The organism is Nocardiopsis sp. TNDT3 (assembly GCF_003427465.1).
Classification (GTDB): domain Bacteria; phylum Actinomycetota; class Actinomycetes; order Streptosporangiales; family Streptosporangiaceae; genus Nocardiopsis; species Nocardiopsis dassonvillei.
In genome coordinates, this window is sequence record NZ_QPFC01000716.1 from 1 (window position 1) to 2,051 (window position 2,051).

Genomic DNA, 2,051 nt, shown 5'->3' on the forward strand with positions numbered 1-2,051 from the left:
CGACCCCCGCCGACCTGGAGCGGGCCGCCCGTGTGCTCCCCGCCTACATGGTCCCGGCGGCCTTCGTCGTGCTGGAGAGCGTCCCGGTCACCGCCAACGGCAAGACCGACCGGCGCGCCCTGCCCGCCGTGGACTGGGCCGCGCGCTCCGGTGCCGGGCACACGGCCCCGCGCAACCGCGCGGAACGGGAGCTGGCCCGGGTGTGGTGCTCCCTGCTCGGCCTGGAGCGCGTCGGCGTGCACGACGACTTCTTCCGCGTGGGCGGCGACTCCGTCACCGGCGTGCGCGTGCTCGCCCGCGCCGCCGAGCGGCTGGGCTCCCGGCCCCCGCTGCGCGCGCTGTTCGAGCGGCCCACCATCGCGGCGCTGGCCGAGCTCTACGACGGCTCCGGCGACCGCCGCGACGCGCCCGCGCGGACGGAGCGCCAGGGCCCCGCGCCCCTGTCCGCCGCCCAGCGCCGGATGTGGTTCCTGGACCAGTACTCGCCCGGAGGGTCCGGGTACAACTCCGGCGGCGCGCTGCGCCTGACCGGTGAACTGGACACCGCGGCGCTGGAGCGGGCCCTGCACGCCCTGTCCGCGCGCCACGAGGCGCTGCGCACGGTCTTCCCGTCCCGGGACGGCACGCCGCACCAGGTCGTGCTCCCCGATTCCGGTCTGCCCGTGGAGACGGTCGAGCTGGACAGCCCGCCCGGCGCCGGACGCGAGGAGCGGCTGGACGCTCTGCTGGAGGAGTTCGCCGCGCGTCCCTTCGACCTGGCCGGTGGACCCCTGACCCGGGTCCTGCTGGTGCGCGTGGACGAGGGCGACCACGTCCTCTCCGTCGCCATGCACCACATCGTCACCGACGCCTGGTCGATGTCGGTGCTCTTCGGGGATCTGGGCGCGCTCTACGAGGCCGCCCGCGAGCGGCCCGGCGCCCCGGCCGACGCGCTGCCCGGCGCCGCGGGTCTGGAGCCGGTGGGCCTGCGCGCCACCGACGTGGCCGTGTGGCAGGAGGAGCGGGCCCGCTCGGGCGCCTTCGAGGAGCACCTGCGGTACTGGCGCGAGCAGCTCGCCGGGGTGGAGCCCCTGGCCCTGCCGACCGACCGGTCCCGGCCCGCCCGGCGGCGCGGTCTCGGCGCCGCGCGCGCCTTCGAGGTCCCCGCGCGGGTGCGCGAGGGCGTCCGCGCGCTGGAGTCCGAGCACGGCCTGACCCTGTTCATGGTGCTGGCCGCCGCCACCGCGGTCACCCTCGCCCGCCACAGCGGCCAGCGCGACCTCGTGCTGGGTACGGTGACCTCCGGGCGCGACGACGCGGCCCTGGAGAACACGGTCGGGTTCTTCGTCGACACCGTGGCCCTGCGCCTGCGGGTGGACCCCGACGCGAGCGCGGCCTCGCTGCTCGCCGACGTGCGCGAGACCGTCCTGGCCGCGTTCGAGCACGGCGAGGTGCCCTTCGACGGCGTCGTGGACGCGACCGGGCAGGAACGCGACCCCTCCCGCCCCACCCTGGTCCAGGCGCTGGTCACCCTGCGCAACACACCGGGCGCCCCCTGGCGGGTCAGCGGGCTCCACGCGCGCCCGCATGAGGTCGCCCACCGGCACACCCAGTTCGACCTGACGGTGGAGTTCGCGGAGGAGGACGGGCGGCTGCTGGGTGCGGTGGAGTACGACACCGACCTGTTCGACGCCCGCACCGCCGACCGGATCGCCCACCACCTGACCGCCGTCCTCGACCTGCTCTCCCGCGCGCCCGGGGCGCCCGTGCGCTCCCTGGCCCCCGCGCCCGCGCCGGAGGAGGCCGAGGCCCTCCGGTCCTGGGGCACGGGCGCGCCCGGCCACCCCCCGGCCTCGGTGCCCGGCGTGTTCGGCGAGCGGGCGCGCGAGAACCCCGACCACCCGGCCCTGGCGGGCCCCGGCACGGCGGTGACCTACGCCGAACTGGACCGCGCCTCGGCCGCCCTGGCGGCGCGGCTGCGCTCGCTGGGGGTGGGGGCCGAGACTCCCGTGCCCCTGCTGTTGGAGCGGGGGCCGCACGTGGTCACCGCGATGCTCGCGGTGCTGCGCGCC

The 2,051-nt window shown here is 77.7% G+C and carries 1 protein-coding gene; it reads left to right on the forward strand.

The features are described from left to right. On the forward strand, positions 1-2,051 hold a 2,051-nt coding region (locus DQW06_RS17775; protein ID WP_157983477.1), incomplete at both ends, for a condensation domain-containing protein.